Annotated in this window: 19 protein-coding genes; 6 read left to right on the forward strand and 13 right to left on the reverse strand. The window is 68.5% G+C overall.

From position 1 onward, the window contains the following. From VM221_14245 to VM221_14280, 8 genes are all read right to left on the reverse strand, one after another. Window positions 1-484 (reverse strand): J domain-containing protein (locus VM221_14245; GenBank protein HUT75983.1); only part of this gene is annotated, 484 nt, incomplete at its 3' end. A 65-nt stretch (window positions 485-549) separates the two neighbouring features. Next, a complete protein-coding gene (locus VM221_14250) occupies window positions 550-1,998 on the reverse strand; it encodes a DUF3604 domain-containing protein (protein ID HUT75984.1) in 1,449 nt (482 codons plus the stop codon). A 69-nt stretch (window positions 1,999-2,067) separates the two neighbouring features. Further along, complete coding sequence (locus VM221_14255) at window positions 2,068-3,186, reverse strand: M20/M25/M40 family metallo-hydrolase (protein HUT75985.1); 1,119 nt, start codon at window positions 3,184-3,186, stop codon at window positions 2,068-2,070. A 133-nt stretch (window positions 3,187-3,319) separates the two neighbouring features. Next, window positions 3,320-5,425 carry a phenylalanine--tRNA ligase subunit beta gene (gene pheT / locus VM221_14260; GenBank protein ID HUT75986.1) on the reverse strand — a complete coding sequence of 702 codons (2,106 nt, stop codon included), beginning with the start codon at window positions 5,423-5,425 and terminating at the stop codon, window positions 3,320-3,322. Window positions 5,426-5,747: 322 nt separating this feature from the next. Further along, complete coding sequence (locus VM221_14265; protein ID HUT75987.1) at window positions 5,748-6,101, reverse strand: GIY-YIG nuclease family protein; 354 nt, start codon at window positions 6,099-6,101, stop codon at window positions 5,748-5,750. 195 nt (window positions 6,102-6,296) lie between these two features. Beyond that, the gene (gene pheS / locus VM221_14270) at window positions 6,297-7,322 is read right to left on the reverse strand and encodes a phenylalanine--tRNA ligase subunit alpha (GenBank protein HUT75988.1); all 1,026 of its coding nucleotides are present in this window, start codon (window positions 7,320-7,322) and stop codon (window positions 6,297-6,299) included. A 508-nt stretch (window positions 7,323-7,830) separates the two neighbouring features. Then, the gene (locus tag VM221_14275; GenBank protein HUT75989.1) at window positions 7,831-8,616 is read right to left on the reverse strand and encodes a hypothetical protein; all 786 of its coding nucleotides are present in this window, start codon (window positions 8,614-8,616) and stop codon (window positions 7,831-7,833) included. 97 nt (window positions 8,617-8,713) lie between these two features. After that, window positions 8,714-9,268 (reverse strand): hypothetical protein, encoded by a 555-nt coding sequence (locus VM221_14280; protein ID HUT75990.1) that lies wholly within the window; start codon window positions 9,266-9,268, stop codon window positions 8,714-8,716. Window positions 9,269-9,852: 584 nt separating this feature from the next. Between VM221_14280 and VM221_14285 the strand changes: the two genes are divergently transcribed. From VM221_14285 to VM221_14300, 4 genes are all read left to right on the forward strand, one after another. Continuing rightward, window positions 9,853-10,470, forward strand: coding sequence for a hypothetical protein (locus VM221_14285; GenBank protein ID HUT75991.1), 618 nt, complete (start codon window positions 9,853-9,855; stop codon window positions 10,468-10,470). Between the two features lie 269 nt (window positions 10,471-10,739). Then, window positions 10,740-12,227: an ATPase, T2SS/T4P/T4SS family gene (locus VM221_14290; GenBank protein HUT75992.1), complete on the forward strand. Its 1,488-nt coding sequence runs from the start codon at window positions 10,740-10,742 to the stop codon at window positions 12,225-12,227. 88 nt (window positions 12,228-12,315) lie between these two features. After that, a complete protein-coding gene (locus tag VM221_14295; protein HUT75993.1) occupies window positions 12,316-12,924 on the forward strand; it encodes a methyltransferase in 609 nt (202 codons plus the stop codon). A gap of 274 nt (window positions 12,925-13,198) precedes the next feature. Next, window positions 13,199-13,327, forward strand: coding sequence for a hypothetical protein (locus VM221_14300; GenBank protein ID HUT75994.1), 129 nt, complete (start codon window positions 13,199-13,201; stop codon window positions 13,325-13,327). A 131-nt stretch (window positions 13,328-13,458) separates the two neighbouring features. On the opposite strand, the gene VM221_14305 is transcribed toward VM221_14300, so the two are convergent. Further along, window positions 13,459-13,737: a hypothetical protein gene (locus VM221_14305; protein ID HUT75995.1), complete on the reverse strand. Its 279-nt coding sequence runs from the start codon at window positions 13,735-13,737 to the stop codon at window positions 13,459-13,461. Window positions 13,738-13,801: 64 nt separating this feature from the next. Here VM221_14305 and VM221_14310 point away from each other — a divergent pair, with 64 nt between their 5' ends. Both VM221_14310 and VM221_14315 read left to right on the forward strand, forming a co-directional pair. Beyond that, window positions 13,802-13,993: a hypothetical protein gene (locus VM221_14310; protein ID HUT75996.1), complete on the forward strand. Its 192-nt coding sequence runs from the start codon at window positions 13,802-13,804 to the stop codon at window positions 13,991-13,993. 184 nt (window positions 13,994-14,177) lie between these two features. Continuing rightward, the gene (locus VM221_14315) at window positions 14,178-15,635 is read left to right on the forward strand and encodes a fucose isomerase (GenBank protein ID HUT75997.1); all 1,458 of its coding nucleotides are present in this window, start codon (window positions 14,178-14,180) and stop codon (window positions 15,633-15,635) included. A 163-nt stretch (window positions 15,636-15,798) separates the two neighbouring features. Here VM221_14315 and VM221_14320 read toward each other — a convergent pair whose 3' ends face one another. The 4 genes from VM221_14320 to secF all read right to left on the reverse strand — a co-directional run bounded on the left by VM221_14320 (window position 15,799) and on the right by secF (window position 20,417). Continuing rightward, window positions 15,799-16,263 carry an archease gene (locus VM221_14320; protein HUT75998.1) on the reverse strand — a complete coding sequence of 155 codons (465 nt, stop codon included), beginning with the start codon at window positions 16,261-16,263 and terminating at the stop codon, window positions 15,799-15,801. A 72-nt stretch (window positions 16,264-16,335) separates the two neighbouring features. Then, window positions 16,336-18,045 carry a single-stranded-DNA-specific exonuclease RecJ gene (gene recJ, locus VM221_14325; GenBank protein ID HUT75999.1) on the reverse strand — a complete coding sequence of 570 codons (1,710 nt, stop codon included), beginning with the start codon at window positions 18,043-18,045 and terminating at the stop codon, window positions 16,336-16,338. A 64-nt stretch (window positions 18,046-18,109) separates the two neighbouring features. Next, a complete protein-coding gene (locus VM221_14330; protein HUT76000.1) occupies window positions 18,110-19,024 on the reverse strand; it encodes a cation diffusion facilitator family transporter in 915 nt (304 codons plus the stop codon). A 247-nt stretch (window positions 19,025-19,271) separates the two neighbouring features. Beyond that, window positions 19,272-20,417, reverse strand: coding sequence for a protein translocase subunit SecF (gene secF, locus VM221_14335; GenBank protein HUT76001.1), 1,146 nt, complete (start codon window positions 20,415-20,417; stop codon window positions 19,272-19,274). Window positions 20,418-20,494 lie beyond the last annotated feature (77 nt).

Raw genomic sequence — 20,494 nt, forward strand, 5'->3', positions numbered from 1 at the left:
CCGCACGCCGCGCGGCCGGAGCAGCGGCTTCGCGGGCGCCGGCGGGTGGACGCCCCCGGTTCGCCGCCGCGGGGATGAGCCGCTCGCCGCAGGCGCCGCAGCGCGCGCGGAAGAGGCCGATCTCCTGCGGGACGCGATTGCGCCGCCCGCACTTGAGGCACGCGGTGGTGATGGTGTCGCCCCGCGCCGGGCCGGCGGGAGACGCGGGCGCCGGTGGGGGCGACGACGGGGGCTGCGCGCTCGCCGCCGACGGCGCATATTGGCCGCGCCAGCGGTCGTATTCCGCGCGCAGCTCCTCGCTGCTCAGCACCTCGTAGGCGCGGTTGATGAGCACCATCTGCTGATGGCTGCCGCCGAGGTCGGGGTGCGCGTGGAGCTGCGCCACCAGCGTGCGGTAGGCGCGCTTGATGATCTCCGGGTGCGCCCTGGGGTGCACCTGCAGCACTTCGTAATAATCCACCGTCGGGTCGAACTGCAGACGCATGATGAGCGGTCACCCGTGCCCCGCGAGGCTGCCTGCGAGGTTCGCGCGCGCGCACATCGCCGCGCTCACGCCCGCCGCACCCAGATCGGGCTCAGCCACGCCATCTGCCCGTTGTCCTGGGCCACCCGCACGTAGTACCAATCGCAGTCGGTGGCCGGACGGTCGTCCTCGAACTGCGCTTCGAGCCGGTACTGCGATTCGGGGAGGGGATGATGGAACTTGAATCGCTCATCGCCCGCGCCGCGCAGGAACTCGACGCGCGACTCCCGCGCCAGCTCGCCCAGGGAGTAGGCCAGATGGCGTCCGTTGACGGTGACCCGCAGGCGCGTGCCCGGATCGCCGCCGACGGTGAAGACGATACTCTGATCGCCGCCCACGCGGTAGCGATTCGTGGTCCAACTGGCATCATATCCCCCCGTGCGGGAAACCCATACGCACTCGCTCGGGGTCAGGTGCTCGATGCGGTTGACGGCGGGCGGCGAGAAGCAGGGCGAGGCGGCCAGGATTTCCCCGTCCTCGATCCGCAGTTCCGCGGTCCAGTTGACATTGGTTCCGGCTCCCCCCCAGCCCCACCCCAACCGCACCTGGTAGCGGCCCGCCGCCCGCGGATACTCGCGATCGAGGGCCCCGCTCAGGCGCCGCAGAACCCGTCCGTTGCGGACCACCTCCACCTTATCCAGCGCGTCCAGGCCTTCGATCTTCAGGGAAATGGCGCGCCGCTCGCCGCCGGTGAACACGTCGCCCATAAGATGGCCGTCAACGGTGAATTCGGCCCGGATGCGGTCGCCGGTGACGGCGTAGGTGCGCCGCGCGCGAAACGCCTCGAACAGCGACTCGCGGGTGAGCTCGGAGGCGAAGCAGCCCACTAGGCCCAGGGGATAGGCCCCCGGGTAGGCGTTATGGCCGTCGGAGGAGGCGATAAACCCGAAGCACTTGCCCAGCGCCAATCCCGTCACCGCCGCGCCCCCGCTCGCCCGCGGGCCCATCCATGCCAGGTCCATGGGATAGGGGCCGTCATCCCGCTCGGAGCAGCCGTGCATGGAGAAGATCTCCGCCAGCGGCATCAGCTCCGGGTCATGGCGCTCCCAGTGGGTGCCGCGATGATCCACCGCATAGGCGGTATGGTGGGGTATGACGACGGCCCCCTGCGCGCGCGCGTAGGCCAGGAATTCATCCAGGGGGCCGCCGGTGTAAGGGTCGGGATCGTCCTGGAGGAAGTAAGCGTTGTAGTCGCCGTCCGCGCCCGCGCGTTCGAGCCCGGCGAAGGCGACGAACTCCCCGGACCGGTGGCTGCCGTTGACGGCGCGCAGGAGGCGAGGCCAATCGAACTCCTGGTTGTCGCAGTGCTCACCGGGAGCCCAGAAGTCGAGGTGGGTCGAGGCGATGTCCGCGGCGGTCTCGATTTCGCCGAAGATGGAGTCGCCGCAGAAGGTATGGGTGTGCATCTCACCCCAGAAGAGGCGATGCCCGCGGGCGGCGCCCAAGTCACCGGGTGTGCGAGCTACGTCCTGCACGTGCCATCCTCCTCAATGGGCGGCAATGGAGTTCGCCGCGACCGGATACGAGCGCGGTATGACGCGCCCCTACGTCTGTTGCGCCGCCGCCGCGATCAGCGCCACCACCAGCCGCCCGAGCACCTCGAATTCCGCCACTTCCATGCGCTCGCTCGGGCTGTGCGGATTGTCCATCGCGCAGCCGATGATGGCGGTGGGGATGCCGTGGGCATTGAAGATGTTGGCGTCGCTGCCGCCGCCGGTGGTGTCGAGCTTGATGCGCCGGCCGATGCGCTTCACCGCCGCCCGCGCCACCTGCAGCACCGGGCTGTCCGCGGCCAAGTCGAAGCGGCGATACTGCGGCTCGACCTCGATCTCGATGCTCGCGCCCGCCGTGCACGCCGCATCGTGGAAGCGCTGGAGCATGTGCTTGAGCTGGCGGTCGAGCTTGCGCTCATCGTGGCTGCGCGCCTCGCCTCGGATGCGCACCCGCTCGGGCACGACGTTGGTGGCGACGCCGCCCTCGATGACACCGATGTTGGCGGTGGTCTCCTCGTCAATGCGCCCCAGCCGCATGCCGGCGACGGCGCGCGCGGCGATGGCGATGGCATTGACGCCTTTCTCCGGCGCCACCCCGGCGTGCGCCGCGCGGCCGGTGATAACCACCGTCAACACGTCGTGGCTGGGCGCCCTGGTGACGACGCGCCCGACCCGGCCCCCGGAGTCGAAAGCATAGCCCAGGTCCGCACGCAGTTGGCTGCGCTCCAGCCCGCGCGCGCCGAGCAGGCCGGTCTCCTCGGCGACGGTGAAAACAATTTCCAGTGGGGGGTGCTCCAGGCCGTCCTCGCTCACGCACCGCAGCGCCTCCAGGATCGCCACCACGCCGACCTTGTCATCGGCGCCGAACGGCGCGTCGGTGGCGCTGATGACGTACTTGCCCGCCAGGCGCGGGGTCGGCTGCGCCTGGGGGACGGTGTCGAGGTGGGCATTGAGCAGCACCGTCGGCGCCCGGCGCGAGCCGGGAAGATGCACGATGATATTGCCGGTGTCGCCGCCGAAGGTCTTATGCGCGCGATCCTGGCGCGGGTGCAGATCGAGGGCGCGCAGCTTGCCCATGACCGCGATCGCCATCGCGCGCTCGCGCCGCACGGGACTGGGGATGCGCGCGAGCTCCATGAGCTCGGCCAGCATGCGCCGCCCACTAACCATGGTTCGCCTCCTCCAGGGCCGATGACCACGGAGCGCGGAGATTACTATCCGCCGATTTCACAGATTCCGGGAAGTCATCGTCCTTGGGTTTCATGGACTTCGTAGAGACCCGAACCTTGAGCGGCCCAGGTGCTCACTCCCTTATCTGCGCGTTCAGCTCCGCGCGCAGGCCGTCCTTGATGTTCGTCAGCGCCGCGTCCGCCTCCTCGTCGGTGAGGGTGCGCTCGGCGTGGCGGAAGGCGAGCGCATAGGCCAGGCTCTTGTAGCCGGCCGGCACCGGGCGCCCGGTGTAGAGGTCGAACAGGTCCACGCGTTCCAGATTCTCCCCGGCCTGGCGGCGGATGACCTGCTCCACCTCGCGCGCGAGGACGCCGCCGGGAATGATAAGCGCGATGTCGCGGCGCACCGCCGGGTAACGCGACAGGCGGCGGCTCTGGGCATGGCCGCGCGCGCGGCGCATCATCGCCTCCAGGTTCAGCTCGGCGACATAGGCGCCGTCGGGCAAATCGTAATGATCGCGCACCGCCACCGACGGCGCCCCCAGCAGCCCGATCTCCTCGCCGTCCAGGCGCACGGCTGCGGCATGCCCCTCGCGCAGCGATGGATGGGACAACGCCGCGAAGTCCAGGTCACCCTCGCATAGGTTCGATGCCACCTGCTCGACGATTCCCTTGAGCGAATAGAAGTCCGCGCGCGTGGCCGCCGGATCGAGCCCCCAGCGGCTGCTCCACGCGCCGCCCATGACGGCGATGCCGGCGCTGCGGCGCTCGTGCGGGAGGTCGTCCTGCTCGCGCCGTCCCTCGACTGCGCTCGGCACCGGCAGGTACACCCGCCCGACCTCGAACAGGGCAACGTCGCTCACCCCGCGGCGGGCATTATGAGCCAGCGCCGACAGCATGCTGTCGAGCATGGTGGTGCGCAGGACCGTGTATTCCTCGCTCTTGGGGTTCTTGACCCGCAGCGCGCGCCGCCGGGGATGCCCCGGGGGGAGATGCAGGCGGTCGAACACGCCGGCGTCGGTCAGGGTGTAGCTCAGCGCCTCGTTGAGGCCACAGGCCATCAGCGCCTGCTTGACGCGCAGGTCGAACTCCAGCTCCGGCGCCTGCCGCCCCGGGGCGCCGGCGCCGCCGGTGACGGTCGCGGGAATCCGGTCGTAGCCGTGAACGCGCGCCACCTCCTCCACCAGGTCAATCTCGGCTTGCAGGTCGGGGCGGTAGGTGGGGCAGGTCACGCGCAGCGCCTCGCCCTGCTCCACCTCCAATTGCAGGCGGCGCAGCAGCGCCGCCATGCGCGCCTTCGATAGGCGCGTGCCCAGCAACTGGTTCGCGCGCCGGGGGCGCAGCTCGATGGTCACGGGCAGGATCGCCTTCGGGTACTGGTCCGTGATGCCGCGTGCGACCTTGCCGCCGCAGGCGTCGGCGATTATCGCCGCCACGCGATCGAGCGCGGCGACGGTCCCCCCCGGATCAACGATGCGCTCGAAGCGGTAGGAGGCTTCGGTATCAAGTTCGAGCGCCTTGCGCGTGCGGCGGACGCTGACGCGGTTGAAGTGAGCGGATTCCAGCAGCACGCGCGTGGTTGACCAACTGACTTCGGTATTGGCGCCGCCCATGACCCCGGCGAGGGCGATCGCGCGCTCGGGGTCGGCGATGACCAACATGCCCGCGGCAAGCTTGCGCTCGACCCCGTCGAGGGTGGTCAGCGGTTCGCCTTCGCGGGCGGTGCGTACGATGACGGCGGCGCGGCCGTCGGGGCCGGGGGCGATAAGATCGCAGTCGAAGGCGTGCAGCGGCTGCCCCAGCTCCAGCATCACATAGTTGGTGGCGTCCACCACGGCGTTGATCGGCCGCATGCCGCAGCGCAGCAGGCGGTGGATGACCCACGGCGGCGAGGTCTTGACCTCGAGCTCCGTCATCACGCGCGCCGAGTAGCGCGGGCACAGGTCGGGGTCGTCAACGCGCACCGACGCCAGCGCCGCCGCCGGCTCGCCCGCCTCCCGCACCGCGGCTGACGGCAGCGTCAGCGGCAGCTCGAACGCCGCCGCCACCTCGCGCGCCACGCCGAGGATGCTCAGACCATCGCCGCGGTTGGAGGTCGCCTGTACGTCGAGCACCTGGTCGTCGTCCACCTGCGCGATGGATTCGACCTCCAGCCCCAGCATCGTCAGCCGCCGCCCGACCTCATCGGGCGGCGCCTCCACCGGGACGAAGTCCTTGAGCCAACTGTAGGGAACCTTCATCGTCTGTCCTCACAATGATCTGTCATTGTGCGCGCGGTCGTGCGCACGTCATTCCGAGGCCCTCGCCAGCATGTCATTCCGAGGCGCCGCCGACGAATCTTCCCCCGGCGCGAGATTCTTCGCCCCGACACGTCGGGGCTCTGAATGACAAGCGCATTCCTCGTTCGCCGTCAGCTCCAATCCGCGCGGCCGGCGCGCCGGGGCCTTGCGATTGCCGTTGCGCGGAGATTCTTCGCTCGCTGCGCTCACTCTGAATGACAAGGACCCAACCCCCGCTCTGTCATTCCGAGCGTAGCGAGGAATCTCGCTCCGGACCCCACTCCTACCGGGCGTCGTCGTCGGTGACCCCGCGTGCGCCGACACACGCGGCCTGCGGCGAGGCCTCCTCCTCATACCATCCCTCGCTCAGGTCGGCCCACGAGGGATTGCTCGATGCTATCAGCGCTATCTTCCTCGCCCGCGACCAGCCCTTGATCTGCTTCTCACGCGCGATCGCGGAGCTGACATCCCCGGTCGCCTCGTAGTGCACCAGCCGCGTGACGTTGTATGCCTTCGTAAAGCCGGGCACGAGCCCACGCTTGTGCTCGTAGACCCGACGCAGCAGATTGCCCGTGACTCCCGTGTAGAGCACGCGCGAACGGCTCGCCATGATGTAGACACAGTACTGCCTGGTCATCGCTGTCGGCCTCCCCCTGCGCTTGGCCGAGCGAGATTCTTCGCTCGCCCGCGCTCGCTCTGAATGACGAGGGGCGGCCCCTGCCCTGTCATCCCGAGCCCCCAACACTGTCATTCCGAGGTGCAGCCGAGGAATCTCCCCCGGCGCGAGATTCTTCGCTTGCCCGCGCTCGCTCTGAATGACAGGACCCGGCCCTCAGAACTGCTCCAGAAAGCGCATGTCGTTGTCCACCAGCAGGCGGATGTCGTCAATCCCATAGCGGCGCATGGCGATGCGGTCCACGCCCAAGCCGAACGCCCAGCCGCTGACCTGCTCGGGGTCGTAGCCGCAGGTGCGCAGGACATTGGGGTGGATCATCCCGCAGCCGCCGATCTCCAGCCACCCCGTGTGCTTGCATACCGCGCAGCCGGCGCCCGCGCACAACCCGCAGGTTACCGAGTAGTCGGCGCTGGGCTCGGTGAAGGGGAAGAAGTCGGCGCGGAACTGGATGTCGGTGTCGGCCCCGAAGAGCTCGCGCACGAACAGGGCGAGCGTACCCTTGAGATCCGCGAAGGTGATGTCGCGGTCTACCGCGTAACCCTCCAACTGGTGGAAGGTGTGGGACAGGCGCACCGACATCGCCTCGCGCCGATAGACCTTGCCCGGGGCGATGATGCGCAGCGGCGGCTGGCGGCTCTCCATCACCCGGATCTGCATGGGCGAGGTCTGGGTGCGCAGCAGGAGGTTATCGGCGACGTAGAAGCTGTCCTGTTCGTCCATCGCCGGGTGCTCGGTGGGGTAGTTGAGGGCCTCGAAGTTGTAGTAGTAGGACTCCACCTCCGGCCCGTCCACGACCTCGAACCCCATGCCGACGAAGATGCCCTTCATCTCCTCCAAGACCTGAGTCAGCGGATGGCGATGGCCGATGCGCCGGCACCGCCCCGGCAGGGTCACATCGAGGGCGTCGGCGGCCAGCCGCGCTTGGCGCTCCTCCGCCGCGATCGCGACCGCGCGCTGGTCAAGGGCGGCGCGCAGGCGCTCCTGCACTTCGTTAGCGAACCTGCCCACCACCGGACGTTCCCCCGGCGACAGGTCCCCCAGGCCGCGCAAGATGCCGGTGAGGGCGCCCTTGCGCCCCAGGTAATCCACCCGCACCTGCTCCAGGTCGGCGCTGGAGGAAGCGTCGCCGATGCGCGAGATCGCCTCCTGGTGCAGCCGCCGGATCATGTCGCGCGCGTCCATGACATCCTCCTCCAATCATCACCGCCGGACATCGGGAATATGAACCACGAAGGCACAAAGACTCAAAGAACAGATTCGAGATCTCAGATGTGTCGTTTCCGTTTCCTTCGTGTCTTTGTGGTCAGACCAAGTCAGCGCTGTCTCATGAAAAAGCAAAGCCCAAAGCCAGGGACGAAAGCTTTGGGCTCCGTGGTACCACCCTACTTGGCCGCGCGCATGAAGGCGCGACCCACTCCGCGCCCGCTAACGGGGGCCACCGGCCAAGGCTACGCAGGGACGCAGGATGACAACCGTGATCCCCTTCACCCCGGCGGCTCAGGGGCGAACTTCCGCCGCGCGCACCCGGGAGGGTTTGCAGCCGGTGACCCTCCCTCTCTGCGGAGCCCGGGTACCCACGGCAAGCCGTGGGTGCGACGTACTCTTCCCCGTCATCGCCTTTGCGATTTGCGACAGGATACCACAATCGCCGCGCCGGCGCAACGGCCGCGCCTGCCGCCGGCGTCGTCGCCTACGGCCCGCGGTTGAGCAGGCCGCCGTAGGCGTTGCGCAAATCGAAGACCGGCCCCCCCTCGCGCACGTCGAGCAGCGCCCGGTATTGGCCCACCGTATCGTAGAGGACCAGGCCCTGTCCGCTCGGGCTGCGGCCGAGCTGGATACGCAGCTTGCCGTCGGCGTCGTAGAGCAGCAGGTTGGGGTCCTGCTCCGACAACCCCAGCACCGTGCGCCGCTGCCCCTTTTCGTCGAGGAAGGTCAAGGCGTGCTCCCCCGGCTTCTCCAAGCGCAGGGTCGCCTGGGCTTTGCTGTCCGGGTCGAGCAAGCTCAGCGCCGGCCGCCCCCGCAACAGGGAGAGACCGACACGAGCGATGGTCCTCTCATCCGCCAGCAGCAAGCGGGGACCCAAGCTCCCCACGTTGAGGTCCACTCGCGGGCCGCCGGTGGCGTCCATCATCTCCAGCCGCGGCACCTCCACCCGCTCCGGGCCCTCGGGGCCGATGCTCAGCACCGTTCGCACCTTGCCGTGGGTGTTGTAGAGCGCCAGCAGCGCCCCCCGCTGATCCAACTTCAGCGTCTTGCTCAGCCCCTCGTCCGGCACGCCCAGCACCGCCCGTACCGTGCCCTCGGCATCGCGCACGACAAAGCGCTCGGCCTCGACGATCGGCGGCGACGTCGCGCCCATCACCAGCAGCCCGCCCAGCAGCGCCGCCACGGCCACGCCGCCCCACCTCAGCCGCCGGTTCTGCCGCTCCAGGCGCTCCAGCCTTCCGATGACGTTTGCGAATCCAGCATCGTTCATCACGTTTTCTCCTGGCGGTGCAACCCCGCCGGCGGGCGCCCGGTCGTGTCTGTCATCCGGGGGCGATGCGCGAGCCGCCCGGTCCCCACCGCCGTCATCATTCGTACCCCCGATCGGGAGATGCGGGGATGGCCATTGATCTCTTCCACGCCCGCGGCGAGCTTCCTTGGGGCGGGACGGCGGTGGCGAGGTGCGCAGGGAGGGGATCGCGTGGTCGCGCCTGGCGCTGCTCCCGGCGCTGCTGGAGAAAGCGCCGCGTGTGCTTGAGGTGGCAGCGCGCGCAATCGCGGTGCTCGCTTGCCGGCAGATGCAGCGGCGGCCACGCCGCGAGCACCAACGCGACGAGGGCAACCCAGACGCGGATCCCCCAACGCCGCCAGGCCAGCTGGGTGGCCTGGAACTCCTCCAGGCTGCGGAAGGGCCGGTGTCGCCAAGCGAGTTCATTGCCGTGCTTGCCCAGGTAGATGGCGAAGGCGAGGACGAAGACGGCCGCGACGGGGGTGACGGAGATCACCGCGGCCGCGATCGCCAGCCGTCTGAGCCGGTGGGCGAAGGGCCAGATCCCCAGCGGCGTCGCCAGACACGCGCCCCAGTTCCAGCCCCGCACCTGGGGCAGGAGCGCAGGGTCATTGCGGGAGGGAAGAGCTGTCACCGGTCGTTCGATGATCGGGCCTGTGGTTGGCAAAGGAGTATGGTCCGCTTGCACTCTATCATCGGTCGGGGGCGCCGTCAACCGGGGCGGGCGCGGGGGCAGGAGCTCCGTTTTGGTGCTCGGTGGCGATCATGCACCGTGGCGTAGGGGCCGATCTCCCGCCTTCGCGGGCCTCGAAGCCCAGCTTCGGTGGGCGAAGTGGCCTGATCGGCCCGTCCGAGCGTGTGTCCGCACCGCGGGTCGGCCAGGAGGCCGACCCCTACAAATCGGGCTACGGCCTCATAAACGGAGCTCCTGGGCGCGGGGGGGTATGTTCACGAATCTTTGGTCTGTCCGCCAACCCATGTGGGACAGCCGCCCCCGGCTGTCCTGGCGCCGCAAGCGCGGCGCCTATTCACAGGCGAGGGCGCCCGTGCCACATCCGGGAGTGCATCGGTCGCCTGGGTAGCGGGTCAGTTTGAACCAAGCAGGGTAATGCCCCCTAGATGGCTAAGCCATACTCCGGCAAGCATAAGCGTGATACCAGCCCCAATCCATCTGAACCCAGAACGCTGAAGCCTGTCCCGCTCCAAGAGGAGGGTACCTTGAACCGCAAGAAGCAGGCCGCACCACCAGCAGATGGCCGCAACCAGAAGGGCCAACCAGCCCCACCACCGTGGTGGAAGCGCCCGACAACGACTGATTGGCTCATGGGTGTCTTCACTGTCGTACTCGCCATTACTGCCGTATTGCAGTACCTGGTATTGCGCCAGACCATCGCGATGTCGCGGAACGACCAACGGGCATGGGTCGGGGCGATAGACCCTGTCGTTGTGCAACTCAAAGACGCCTCTCTGAGAGTCTCTGTTACCATCAAGAACCTTGGCCGTACCCCCGCACTGAATGTGGTCCCCCAGATTCATGTGCGCACCCTTCCAGCCTCCGACTCGTTCGCGCCAAGCCTCCCCACCAAGCCGACAGACCCGGATACCCGCGCCGCCCTTCAACCGGGGCAGCAACTCACCCTCGGGCCCGGCGAGGTTCCGCCCATTCCGGTAAACCTTGCCAACGAGATAAACGCTGGCAATACACGGTTCTATGCTTTCGGCGAGGTCTTCTACGATGACGCGTTTGGCGAATCTCATACCACCACGTTTGCCTTCATGTTGCTCCCTACCCTTTCCACTTGGCGCGTTCTGAATAGATACAATACCGCCGACTAGAAGCACCGCCAACCCAATGCAGGGGCGGGAGAACTTAGCGGCCCTCATAGTCAGCCTATGCCCCCTCGAACACAGCTTGAATCCGAACTGACCCACTACCGTCGCCTGTGCACAGTTGACCCAACCAAAGAAGAATGCTCACACGGGGGCGCGGGGCGGGCGCGAAGCAGCGCGCGGCGGGCCGTCGGCGCGATGCTTGTGATATAATGGCGGTGCCGCGGTACGGATCGGGGGTCGCAGCCGGCGGCGCGCGGGGAGCGTGGACGAGGATGGAGGAGATCTACTCGGAGCATGAGTTGTGCCGGGACGGCGATGTCCTGCAACTGCTGCCGCGGCAGGTGTGCGAGCGCCTGGGCGTGTTCCCGGTGGCGGAAGAGAACGACATGCTGGTGGTCGCCATGGCCGATCCCGCCGACTTGCCGGTGATAGACGAACTGACGCGCGTGACCGGGATGAAGATCCACCCGGCCAAGGCGGGGCTGGATGTCATCAAGCGCGGGATTCTGCGCTACTACGGCGACGAGATGGAGGAGATGGAGTCGGCGCTGGCAGGGCCGACCCAGACCGCGGCGGCCAGCGGCTTTGCGGGGCTGACGGACGCGGCGCCCGCCGTGGGGGCGGTGGACGCGCTGCTGGAAGCCGCCGCGCGCGAGCGCGCGAGCGATATCCACATCGAGCCTCACGCCCGCAAGCTCTTGGTGCGCCTGCGGGTGGACAGCGTCATGTATGACCACATGACGCTGCCGATCGAGTACCACGCTTCGATCTCGTCGCGGCTCAAGATCCTGGCGCGGCTTGACATCGCGGAAAAGCGCCTGCCCCAGGACGGTCGCTTCGAGGGCCGCTTCAACGGCCATCCCTTCGACGTGCGCGTTTCGACCGTGCCCTCGGTCTTCGGCGAGACGGTGGCGCTGCGCATGCTGCCGAAGTACTCGTCCATGCGTCGCCTGCGCGACCTGGGGCTGGACGCCGACCACCTGGAGCTGATGGAGGACATCGTGCGCCGCCCTTACGGGATGATGTTGGCGGCGGGTCCCACCGGCAGCGGCAAGACCACCACCCTCTACGCCGCGCTGATGAAAATAGACCGCATCAGCAAGAACTGCATCACCATCGAGGAGCCGGTGGAGTACCAACTCCCGCGCGTGACCCAGATCCAGGTGCACCCCAAGATCGGCCTCACCTTCGCCGCCGGCCTGCGCCACATCCTGCGCCAGGACCCCGACGTGGTGATGGTGGGCGAGATCCGCGACCCGGAAACCATGCAGATGGCGATCCAGTCGGCGCTCACCGGCCATTTGCTGTTCAGCACCCTGCACTGCAATGACGCGGCGGGGGCGCCGGTGCGCCTGATGGACATGGGGGCGGAGCCGTTCCTGGTGGCCTCCTCCATGTCCGCGGTCATCGCCCAGCGCCTGGTGCGCCGCATCTGCGAGAAGTGCAAGGAGTCCCACCACCCGGCCCCCGCGCTCTTGGGGCGCCTGGGCATTACCGACCCCAATCCCGTCTTCTATCGTGGGCGCGGCTGCGACAACTGCCGCGGCACGGGCTATCGCGGCATGATCGCGGTTTTCGAGATGCTGACCATCGAGGACACCTTGCGGGCCGCCATCGTGCGCAAGGCTCCCGCCTCCGATATTCGACGCCTGGCGCGCGAGGCCGGCTGCCGCAGCCTGCGTGACGACGGCATCCGCAAGGCGCGCGAGGGCGTCACCAGCATCGAGGAGGTGCTGCGCGCCGTGTATATCGAGTCGTAGGACATGCCCGCCGCGTGGAGGGGCTGTCCCCGAATGGGGACTGTCCCCTTCCGGGCGGGTACAGTCCCCGCCAGCACCGCGCCGACCCATGACCGACCACTACTTCGCTCGCGAGCCGGCCTGCGCTCGGCGCCCGTTGGAGATCGGCGCCGAGATCCGCGGCCACCGGTTTTCCTTCCACAGCGACGCGGGCGTCTTCTCCGCCGCCCGCCTTGACCCCGGCACGCGCCTGCTCGCCGAGGTGATGGAGATTGCGCCCGCCGACCGCGTGCTCGATCTCGGCTGCGGCTACGGGGCGCTCGGCATCGTCGCGGCGGTGCTGGCGCCGGCGGGCCGGGCGGTGCTGTTCGACCGCAACGCCCGCGCGGTCGAACTGGCGCGGGCCAACATCGCCCGCAACGGCCTGACCAACGCTCACGCCGTGCTCGCCGACGGCGCCGACGCGGTGGGCGACGCCGCCTTCGAGGTGGTGGTGACTAACCCGCCGGTGCACGCGGGCAACCAGGCGGTGTTCGCCTTCATCGCGGGCGCGCACCGCACCCTGCGCCCGGGCGGGTGGTTGTACCTGGTGGGGCGCCTGCGCCGCGGAGCCGCCACCTTCGCCCGGCGCATGGAGGAGATCTTCGGCGGCGTCGAGGAAGTCGAGAAGCAGTCTGGCTATCGCGTGTACCGCGCGCGGCGCGCGGACGCAAGGTGAGCAAGGAGCGCAGACAGGACTTGCAGGACGCGGCTTACACGCCGCGCTGAATCCTGGCCACAGATGAACACGGATGGCCGCGGATAGGGGAATCTCGCACCTATGGGCACAGCATGCTGTGCCCGTGCCAATCAATCCCCGTGCGCAATGAAGACGCCAAAGCGCCACATGCGCCACACGCAATCGGCTCCGGCGAAGCCGGCCTGCCGGAGCTGCGCAATTCCGCCGTGCCGTGCACTCATTGGCGGTAGCTCCTATCCCGCGGACGCATCGAGTGCAAGACGACTTCGTCGCCGATCACATCGTAGCGAAGGCGATAGTCGCCGAGACGCAGGCGAAACTGCCCCTCGCCGGCGGGCACGCCGACCAGCTTGCGAATGTTCGCCCGGCCATCCAGGGTTGAAAGGATCGGTTTCGAGAAGCTCGATGGCTTGGCGCAAACTCGCGTACACCTGCGGGAATCGCTTGCGAAACCGTCGCACTTCCCGCTCTAGCGCGGGGAGGATGATAACCCGATAGCGACGCGGCACATGATTATTCTGCACCCTCAGCCCTCAGCTCTTCAAGCAACTCTCGGGCGGGGCGTCCGCGGCCGGACTGATATGCCTTCATGGTGGCGCGGATGCGCCGACGCAGGGCGGGATCGGTGGCCTCCAGATAATCCTCCAGTGCGTCTATGTCTATCAGCCCGGCGACGGGGATGCCGTCCTTCTCCAGCACCACGACGTCGCCGTCCACCCGCACGCCGCGAACCAGCGAACCCAGGTTAATCCGAGCCTTGGTCATCGGCATGCGCACCACGCGGTTTGCCATCTGCATCTCCTTCGTCAGCCGAAGCCCTGCCGGCTATCATGCATGTTAATGTATGTTAATCAATATGACGCATTCTGTCAAGCGCTACACCCTGCGCCCGGGCGGGTGGTTGTACCTGGTGGGGCGCCTGCGACGCAGCGGCGGCACCTTTGCCCGCCGGATCGAGGAAGCCTTCGGCGGCGTCGAGGAAATCGAGAAGCAGTCGGGCTATCGCGTGTACCGCGCGCGGCGCGGGGAGGGCCGGGGCCACGGGTGATCGCCGCGGGCGACGGCCCGGCGGAATCCGGGAGAGGCACGGCAGGGATGTGGCCGCCGGGGGGATAATCTACACGCCGAGCGCCGGCAGGGACGGTGGTCATGGTGAGGCGGGCGTCTGGCCCGCCGCCGCAAGCGGTTCGCGGCCGAGACGGCCGCGCTACCAGCCAACAACGGAGGTCAACATGAAGATCGGCATCATCAGCTTCACCGACGGGCGCAAGCGCGTCGCCGACTCGGTCGAGGAGATCTGCTTCGGGTTCCAGCGCGAGATCGCCCAGTGGTTCAAGCGCAAGGGGCACACCGTGGTAGAGGGCCGCAAGATCGTTTGGAACCACGCCACCGTCCGCAGCGAGGCGGCCCGCGTCACCCGCGCCAACTGCGATGTGGTCATCTTCAACTTCTCGGTATGGTCGTTCCCCGACCTGACGGTGCAGGCGGCGGCGCTGGTGGAGGCGCCGATCCTGTGCCTGGGCAACCTCAACCCCAGCCAGCCGGGGTGGGTGGCGTTCTTCGCTTCGGTGGGGGCGCTCGACGAGGTCGGCATCCCCTACGGGCGGGCGCTGGGTGACATCAAGGATCCGCGCGTTCAGGCGCAGGTGCTCGATTTCTTGTCCCAGCACCAGCCCGACGCCCGGACGCAGGGGCGCGCCGCCGCCGCCCGCCTCTACGGCCAGCGCTACGGCGAGTTCGACGGCCCCTCCATGGGCATGTACACCGGCCACATTGACCAGAGCCAGTGGCTGGCGCAGTTCGGGGTGCACGTCTATCATCGCAGCCAGCTGACCCTGGTGGACATGGCCAAGCGCATCGCGCCCAAGCGCGTGCAGGCGGGCCTGGAGTGGCTGGAGGCCAATGTCGCCAAGATCCACTGGGACGGTGACATGCTGACCCCCGGCCTCGACGGCACCCTCGCCAGGCAGGTGCGCCTGTACCTGGCGATGAAGGACTTCTGCCGCCAGGAGGGGATTGACTTCTGCGGCATCACCGGCCAGCTCGACCTCACCGAGAGCCCGGAGCACTGCGTCGCCGACGTTCCCGAGGCCCTGCTCAATGATGTCGTGGACTGGGAGGACGACCCCAAGGCGCCCATCATCTGCGCCACCGAGTGCGACTCCAACGGCGCGCTGACCATGCAGATTCTGCATCTGCTGACGGGCACGCCGGTGCTCTTCGCCGACCTGCGCCACTACCACGAGGAGCTTGACGTTTACGACCTGGTGAACTCCGGCGAGCACGCGCCCTACCTCGCCAAGCGCAGCCGCGACTGGCGTCAGAACTGGAAACAGGTGCACCTGCGGCCGGCGAGCAAGTTCTACTTCGTTGGCGGCGGGGCGTCGGTGCAGTTCTATGCCGACCCCGCGCCACAGGTCACCTTCGCCCGCATCACCCGCAAGAGCGGCGAGCACCAGATGCACATCTTCACCGGCTCCTTCGTCAAGCTGCCGAAGACGAAGATGGAGGCGCTGGCAAAGCAGACGACCTACGAATGGCCGCACGCGTTCGCGCGCTTCGATGTGTCGTACCCGCGGTTCGCGGCCGAGTTCCGCTGCAACCACCTGCACGCGGCCATCGGCGACTACGTGGGGCAGCTCATCGCCGCCGCCGAGGCGCTGGGGATCGAGCCGGTAGTGCTGAGGTGAGTGTGGCACCGCCGCCGCGCCGGAGGCTGACGCCGCCGGCGCAGCCGCGGAAGCCCCGGTTACGGTCCCATCTCATGTACGGGCGCTCCCGTGTGGGCGCCCATTCCCTGGGGGCCGGCTCCACCCGGAGCCCGCTCATGGGAACGGAGCCGACGCGCCCGGGTCACACGTCGAACACCATCTCCGCCGTCCAGTCGCCGCCGGGGGCCGCGGGCGGACACAGGGCGAAGTGGTGGTACGTCACCGCCTTGACCACCGCCCCGCGGCGGCCAAGGTGCTCGGAATAGCGCTGCCCTCGCGCGGTCGCGCTTAGGCGCCACGGCGCACCCGCCGGCGCCGCCGCCCCTTCCACCTGCACCGAGAATTCGCCAAAAACCAGCTTCTCCGTATCGAACAGGAACAGCAGCTCAGCCAGCCACTGCCGCAGCAGCTCCTCGCTGGACGGCGCCTCGATTTCGATCCGGCGCCGGGTCACGGGGCGCACCGTCCCCAGGTCGAACATGAGATCGAACATGGCGTAAGCGGCGGCGGCGAACACCTCGTCGAGCGTCCGGCCGTAGGCGGTGGCCGCCTTGTCGGCGGCGTGATCCCGCACCTCGAAGCGATATGGCGGCTGCGCGTCATTCATGGTGGAGATCGCTTGAGCGCGCTGCCGCCGCGGCTCGCTGACCCCGGCGCGAGCGATGACCCCGCGGGGTCGCTACAGGGCCAGGTCGCACATTCTCAGCGAGAGCGCACGGCGACCGTTCCATTCGTCTATCTCGGGTGCGGCGCAGACATCCACCGCGGCCCCAGGCGGGATGCGGTCGGCCAGGTGTCCGCCGCCAAACCAGATGGCGTGCGCCGACTGGGCCCCGTCCCCGAAGGTCAGACGCAGGTGCTGGTGGTCCCCCCCGCAGGTCTCGCGCGCCTGCACGGTGATGTCGCCGATTGCGATCAGGGGGCGCGGATTGCCGGCGCCGAAGGGGGACAGGTTGTCCAGCTCGGCGACGACCTCCAGGCTCAGGTCGGCGAGCTGCGCCCAGGCGTCAAATGGGGTCCGGGGAACGAGATCCTCGGGGCCCAGAGTCGCGGCCGCATGGGCGAGCAACTGGTCGCGGAGCGAGCCGACGTTCTCGGGCGCGACAGACAGCCCCGCGGCCAAGGCATGACCGCCGAAGTCGTCGAGCAGCGACGAGCAGCGGCAGAGGGCTTCGTACATGTGGAACCCCGGGATGCTGCGCGCGGAGCCCTTGGCGCGCCCGCCGTCGAGGGCGATGAGCACCACCGGGCGATGATGGCGCTCGACCAGCCGGGAGGCGACGATGCCGACGACCCCCGGGTGCCAGTCCTCGCGGGCGAGCAGGATCAGGCGCTCGCGCTCGAGGTCCACCTCGGCCGCGATCAGCTCCTGCGCCGACTCCAGGACGCGGCGTTCCTGCTCCTGGCGCTGCGCGTTGAGGTTGCTGACGTGCTCGGCGAGCCGGGCGGCCTCGGCCGGATCGGAGGTCAGCAAGAGGGCCGCGGCGACACGCGCGTGGTCGAGCCGGCCGGCGGCGTTGAGGCGCGGAGCGAGTCCGAAGGCGATGTTGCGGCTGGTGACGGGCGGAGTAATGGAGGCGCCGCGCAGCAGGGCGGCGATGCCGCACTTGCGCGTCTGGTTGAGAGCGGCCAGGCCATGCCTGACCAGCAGGCGGTTTTCCCCGGTGAGGGGGACGACATCGGCGATGGTGCCGATGGCGACGAGATCGAGAAATGCGTGCTCCGCGCCCGCGCGCAAACCGAGGTCGGCGGCGAGCGCCGCCAGCAGCTTGTAGGCTACCCCGACCCCGGATAGCTCCTTGAAGGGATAGGGGCAGTCCGGCCGCCTGGGATTGAGGACGGCGGCGGCGGGAGGGAGCGCGGGCGGGGGCTCGTGGTGATCGGTGACGATGACCTCGAGCCCCAGGGCGCGGGCGCGCTCGAGCTCGGCGGTGTCGCTGATGCCGCAGTCCACGGTCACCAGCAGCTTGACTCCCTCGCGGGCGGCCTGTTCGACGGCCGGCGCGTTGAGGCCGTATCCCTCCTCAATGCGGTGGGGCAGGTAATAGTCCACGGTCGCGCCCAGCGCCGACAGGGCGCGCACGAGCAGGGCGGTGGCGGTGATGCCGTCGGCGTCGTAGTCGCCGTAGATGCGGATGGGCAGACGGGAGTCGATCGCGCGGCGCAGGGCGGCAACCGCCTGCGACATGTCGCGCATGAGCGAGGGATCGTGGAGGTCGTGGAGGCCGCCGCGCAGGTAGGTCTGCGCGTGGGCGGCCTCGGTGATGCCGCGGGCGACCAGGGCGCGGGCGACCAGAGGGGCGAGACCGAGGTCGCCGGTCAGACGCGCGCAGGCGTCGGGATCCGCGGGGAGCTGCTGCCAGACGGCGCCAAGGATGCTGTGTCGCACGAGCTGTTTGGTCCGGCGCGCGCGCTCCGTGCAGCCCGCGCACCAGCGGCAACGGACCGCGCGCTCAGTCTTGGTGGCCCTCGGGCTCGACGTGGATCAACGCGTGAACATTCGGCAGCGCGCGGCGGATGTCCTCTTCCAGGTGGTCGCACAGCTGGTGGGCGTCGGAGATGTGGGTGTCGGGGGGCAGGACGAGATGGAGGTCTATGTGGCGCTCGGAGCCGGCGCGGCGCGAGCGCAAGCGGTGGTAGTTGACGAACTGCGGGTAGTGCTCGGCGATGAGTCGCTCGATCAGCCGACGCTCGGGCGACGGCAGCATGGCGTCGGTCAACTGGCCGAGTGAGCGTCGGCTGATGCCCCATGCCGCATGACTGATGAGCAGGGAGACGATGACCGCGGCCAGGGGGTCAATGAAATGGTCGCCGGGGAGCCCCGCTGCGCGCACGAGGTAGATGCCGCCCATGCCGACGAGGACCCCGAGGCTGGTGTAAACGTCAGTGCGCAGGTGCCAGGCGTCGGCCTCGAGGGCGGGGGATTCGGTCTCGTCGGCGGCGCGGAAGAGGACGGTCGAGACGACCACGTTGACGGCCGCCGAGACGAGCATGATGGCGAGCCCGACGAGGGGTAACCGCACCTCGCGGCCGCCGGCGATGACGCGAGCGACGGCGATCCAGATGATGGCGACGGCGGCGACGAAGATGAGCGCGCCCTCGATGATCGCGGAGAGGCTCTCGAACTTGCCATGGCCGAAGGGGTGAGTGACGTCGGCCGGCTGAGAGGCCTTGCGCACCGACCACCACGCCATGGCGGCGGCGACCAGGTCCACCCCCGAGTGGAGCGCCTCGGCGATGACGGCGATGGAGCCGATGGCCAACCCGACCGCGAGCTTGGCGGCCGTCAGCAAGGAGTTGGAGATCACCGACAGACGGGCAACCCGCGCCTTGAGTTGCCCCTGTTCGGCCAGCCTATCCGAGTTCATAAGGCCTGCCAGCAAGCACGAGTTGCGCCGGTTACCGCCGGTGCTGCGGTGCGGGAAATAATCGCGGACATCGGATCGTCCGGCCCCCAGCGTCTAGCCCGAATTATCCGTGATTCGGGCTAGAGCAGGCGAGCAGTGGAACAGGCGAGAAGACCGGAATGGCGAGCCTGCGGTCACCTGCTCACCTCAATCGCATGTTTCGTCGCGCAGTGTTCGCAGTGTCTGAACGTATCGTGAATAGTGCGGTCTAGTAGCGTTTCTTCCGCTTGGTGGCCTTCTTGCGCGGCCTGGCCTTGCCCCGCACGGCAGCGTCGGAGGAGGACCCGGCGGCGCCGGCGCCCCAGGGCGCCGGCTCTTCGCGCTGCTCGCGAGCGGCCGGCGCCGGAGGCGGGGCGAGCGGGGCCGGCGCGGCAGGGCGCGCGACGGGCGCGGGTCGCGCCCCGGCGGGCCGGCGCTTGCGCTCGTCCCGCTGCTTCCATACGACGAGGAGCTGGCTGGCGTTGAAGATGGAAGAGTAGGTTCCAGAGGCGATGCCGATGAGCAGGGCGAGGGAGAAGTCGCGCAGGGTGGCGCCGCCCAGGAGGTAAAGCGCGAGAATGGCGAACAGGGCGGGGAGACCGGTGTTGACCGACCGGGCCATGGTTTCCAGCAGGCTGATGTTGGTGGTTTCCGCGAAAGTCGAGCCCTTGCGCAGCTTGAGGTTTTCCCGGATGCGGTCGAAGATGACCACGGTGTCGTGCACCGAGTAGCCAACGACGGTCAGCACCACCGCCACGAAGGGGCTGTCGATGCGTTTGCCCAGCAGCGAGAAGGCGCCGATCAGGATGAGCACGTCGTGGGCGAGGGCGACCATGGCGCAGGTCGAGAACTTGTAGTCGTAGCGGATGATGATCCACAGCGATACCAGGAACAAGCCGACCGTCACCGCCATGATCGCATTGATGACGAGCTCGTGGCTGATGAGCGGCCCGACCATTTCGGTGGAGACGAGCTCGACGCCGGGGTAGCGTCGCTGGAGTAGGTCCAGGATTTGCCGCGCCTGGTCCTGGATTTCGGCGTTCATCTCGCCGGATTGCTGAGATGCGGTCTGGAGATGGAGCAGGATCTGGTTTCTGGGGGCGATGGCGGCGCCGGCGATCTGGATCTCGGCATGTGCGCCGAGCTTCTCCACATCGCTGCGGATAGCGGCAAGCGCCGGAGCCACTTCCTGCGAGCTGAGCGACTTCCCTAACTGGTAGGTGAGCTGGCCGCCGGCGGTAAAGTCAATGCCGAACGCCAGGCCGCGCGTGACCAGAGAGTAGACGCCGATGACGATGATGAAGAGGGACAGGGCGAACCAGTAGTTGCGCAGGCCCACCAGGTCCCATTTGCGCCCTCGAAATAGTTCGACCAAAATGACCTCCGAACCGTTGTCCGCAGCCCGTGGTCGGTGGTCCGTGTGATGCGGACGACGCACCGCGCAGCGCGCAC

This window comes from Armatimonadota bacterium (assembly GCA_035527535.1).
Taxonomy (GTDB): domain Bacteria; phylum Armatimonadota; class Hebobacteria.

Excerpts from the sequence above, each read along its gene's own strand:
- pheT (HUT75986.1), bottom strand. The coding sequence starts at position 5,425 with ATGAAGGTTCCCTACAGTTGGCTCAAGGACTTCGTCCCGGTGGAGGCG.
- VM221_14315 (HUT75997.1), top strand. The coding sequence starts at position 14,178 with ATGAAGATCGGCATCATCAGCTTCACCGACGGGCGCAAGCGCGTCGCC.
- VM221_14320 (HUT75998.1), bottom strand. The coding sequence starts at position 16,263 with ATGAATGACGCGCAGCCGCCATATCGCTTCGAGGTGCGGGATCACGCC.
- VM221_14265 (HUT75987.1), bottom strand. The coding sequence starts at position 6,101 with ATGACCAGGCAGTACTGTGTCTACATCATGGCGAGCCGTTCGCGCGTG.
- VM221_14275 (HUT75989.1), bottom strand. The coding sequence starts at position 8,616 with ATGAACGATGCTGGATTCGCAAACGTCATCGGAAGGCTGGAGCGCCTG.
- VM221_14330 (HUT76000.1), bottom strand. The coding sequence starts at position 19,024 with ATGAACTCGGATAGGCTGGCCGAACAGGGGCAACTCAAGGCGCGGGTT.
- pheS (HUT75988.1), bottom strand. The coding sequence starts at position 7,322 with ATGGACGCGCGCGACATGATCCGGCGGCTGCACCAGGAGGCGATCTCG.
- VM221_14255 (HUT75985.1), bottom strand. The coding sequence starts at position 3,186 with ATGGTTAGTGGGCGGCGCATGCTGGCCGAGCTCATGGAGCTCGCGCGC.
- VM221_14295 (HUT75993.1), top strand. The coding sequence starts at position 12,316 with ATGACCGACCACTACTTCGCTCGCGAGCCGGCCTGCGCTCGGCGCCCG.
- VM221_14290 (HUT75992.1), top strand. The coding sequence starts at position 10,740 with ATGGAGGAGATCTACTCGGAGCATGAGTTGTGCCGGGACGGCGATGTC.
- VM221_14310 (HUT75996.1), top strand. The coding sequence starts at position 13,802 with ATGACGCATTCTGTCAAGCGCTACACCCTGCGCCCGGGCGGGTGGTTG.
- VM221_14305 (HUT75995.1), bottom strand. The coding sequence starts at position 13,737 with ATGGCAAACCGCGTGGTGCGCATGCCGATGACCAAGGCTCGGATTAAC.